Origin of the sequence: Thermogutta sp. (assembly GCF_014359955.1) — a bacterium.
GTDB lineage: Bacteria > Planctomycetota > Planctomycetia > Pirellulales > Thermoguttaceae > Thermogutta.
The window spans coordinates 1-1,199 of sequence record NZ_JACIYL010001058.1; the positions used below are offsets into that span (position 1 = coordinate 1).

Annotated in this window: 1 protein-coding gene; it reads left to right on the forward strand. The window is 57.8% G+C overall.

The genetic code is table 11. The features are described 5' to 3' along the window. Nucleotides 1–1,114, forward strand: a 1,114-nt coding sequence (locus H5U08_RS19345) for a hypothetical protein (protein ID WP_297036982.1), incomplete at its 5' end; no start/stop codon positions are given. Between the last annotated feature and the right edge of the window lie 85 nt (nucleotides 1,115–1,199).

The following is a 1,199-nucleotide window of genomic DNA, read 5'->3' on the forward strand; positions in this document are numbered from 1 at the left end:
CGGAAGCGGGGGCTTCCTGGTGTACGGCTCACAGTTGCGACGGAAGTACAGGAATTTTTCTCTCATCGGTTCATCAAACACGGAGGACCTGATCGCAGCCGCCCGGTGCTTTCCCATTTTGAAGACGCAGGGGGTGGATGCATTTGTCGCAGCATGTGATCGGGTTCGGCAGGAACGGACTCCTCCGCCGCGAGTGACTCAGGTAGCCGAGGACAAGCTGGAACTGGCCTCCATCGGTGACTGCTTGGAGAGCATTAAAAAGGCCAGAATCGTCGCCGTCGGCGGCGGCAGTGAGGCGCTGGCCAGAAGTATCGGGGAACGACTGGGAATCACCGTACACCGGGTGAGCTTTGACGAATTGGCGGAAGCGGCCGACAAGGTCGATCGAGATGCTGCTGATGAACTGGCTGGCCGATGGAAATCGGGCGCGCAGAAAGTCATCATCGACAATCCCGACGAGACGCTGCGTCTTTCCGCCATCAATTATCTCGCCCAGAAAGCGCTTCTGGACAAATACCAGGCCGAGGCCATCACGATCAACTGTCTGGGAGGCTTCTACAGTGGCAAACTCAAGGCGTATCCATGCCTGGGTTATGTGGAACTTCTCAACTCCGGCATGATCGGGGCTTGCGAGGCCGATCTCAATTCCACGGTCACCCTGGTGGTCATGAATCATTTGATCCGGCGACCAGGGTATATCTCGGATCCTGTCATCGATTCGTCAAAACGCCAAATCATCTACGCGCATTGTGTGGCCACCACGAAGCCCTTTGGTCCGCAGGGGCCAGCCAATCCTTACGAAATCCTCACCCACTCCGAGGATCGCCGGGGCGCGTCTGTTCGATCGTTCTTGCCTGTTGGATATATGACGTCCACTCTGGAGATTTTCGCCGATCGAAAACAGATTCTTTTCCACCAGGCAGTGGCGGCAGAAAACGTCGTCATCGACCGCGCATGCCGCACAAAGCTGGCCTGCGAAGTTCCCGGCGATTTCGAGAAGCTGTTCCTGGGTTGGAGCGGCGGATGGCATCGCGTCACCTTTTACGGAGATCTGGCTGAACCGGTCCGCGAGCTCGCCCAGGCACTCGGCTTTGAGCTGGTGCAAGAGGCCTGACTCTGTCTGGCGTCTCAATTCAATGTGGCGATCCGCGAGGTGGTCTTTGCCGCCGCGCGGGTGCGTCGATGATTGAGCGTTGCTC